This window comes from Arthrobacter sp. Hiyo1, from assembly GCF_001263615.2.
Lineage (GTDB): Bacteria > Actinomycetota > Actinomycetes > Actinomycetales > Micrococcaceae > Arthrobacter.
On sequence record NZ_DF952468.1, the window covers coordinates 162,743 to 163,635 of the forward strand.

Annotated in this window: 1 protein-coding gene; it reads left to right on the top strand. The window is 63.5% G+C overall.

Annotated elements, in window-relative coordinates; all coding sequences use genetic code 11:
- The first annotated feature begins 264 nt into the window (after nucleotides 1–264).
- Nucleotides 265–672 (top strand): VOC family protein, encoded by a 408-nt coding sequence (locus tag AHiyo1_RS00655; RefSeq protein WP_059387279.1) that lies wholly within the window; start codon nucleotides 265–267, stop codon nucleotides 670–672.
- Nucleotides 673–893 lie beyond the last annotated feature (221 nt).

Genomic DNA, 893 nt, shown 5'->3' on the forward strand with positions numbered 1-893 from the left:
CGGATCGCCGTTGCCGCGCATGAGGATTCCCACGGTCTGCAGGAGGTCGAAGGGGCCGCCGGGGTGCCATCGCACGGATGCGTCGGCCGCAACCGCTGCGGCGGGTGGGGCATCGACGATGGTCATTCATTCATGGTCGCATGCTCGTGTGACAACACTCGAAAAGAGCCGCGCTCAAGCCCTTACGCCGCGAAACCCACACGACTAGACTCCACGTGTGGCGCGGGGCGTCTGCGCCTTCCATGACAATCTCAGGAGAACGCAATGGCCGGTGTAGTGCATTTCGAGATCCCCGCGGACGACAAGGAGCGGGCCAACACTTTCTACCAGGGTGCCTTCGGCTGGATGCTCAACCCCATGCAGGAAATGGACTACACGATCGCCATCACCACGCCTTCGGACCCACAGACGGGCATGCCGAGCGCGCCAGGGGCCATCAATGGTGCACTGTTCCCGCGCACAGAGGAATTGAAGACGCCCATCATCACGGTTGACGTCGAAGACATCGAGGCTTCGCTCGGCCAAATCGAGAGTGCGGGCGGTTCTGTGGTCAAAGGCAAGGATGCCGTTCCAGGCATGGGTTACTACGCCTATTTCAAGGACACCGAAGGCAACATCCTTGGCCTCTGGCAGACGGACTCTTCGGCAGGAGGCACTGCACCGGCAGAGTGAGTGGGTTGCTCGGGCCGGCCCTTTACGCGGGGCCGGCCCTTTCCCCGAAACTACTCCCCGAAGCGCCCGCGGGCCTCCACTGGAATCAGCGGCTTCTCAGCGCGGACCTTGAGTTCCTGCACCGCCCACGTGTTGCCGTCCGGATCGCTGAAGCCGAAGAACGTGCCGCCGTCGCGCTCGTCGAAGACGGTGATTTCGCTGGCCTCGACGCCGCGGCCCAG

Coding starts and splice junctions, on each gene's coding strand:
- AHiyo1_RS00655 (WP_059387279.1), top strand. CDS start 265: ATGGCCGGTGTAGTGCATTTCGAGATCCCCGCGGACGACAAGGAGCGG.